1 protein-coding gene is annotated in these 240 nt (G+C 50.8%); it reads left to right on the forward strand.

The features are described from left to right. Positions 1-240 (forward strand): hypothetical protein (locus tag AC3XQU_RS24755; protein WP_489876744.1); only part of this gene is annotated, 240 nt, incomplete at both ends.

Here is a 240-nt window from a genome sequence, read left to right on the forward strand (position 1 = left end):
GGGAAATCGAATATATGACAATTCGAATATGCGGTAAAGCGAATATACCAGGAGACGCGAGCACTACCCTTCTGCGAGTTTCACGAGAACCGCAGATTGGTTATTTCGTTCGGAAACAGAACCGGGCAAGAGCCGTTGAAAATTTGGAGAGGTGGCAGCTGCTTACTGCTGCGTCAGCAGCATTTGCTTGGGAGACATTCGTCACGGCCAAGGTCTTTCAGGCCGCAGCGTTGTTCGGTG

The organism is Telluria sp. AZSoR62, assembly GCF_058111565.1.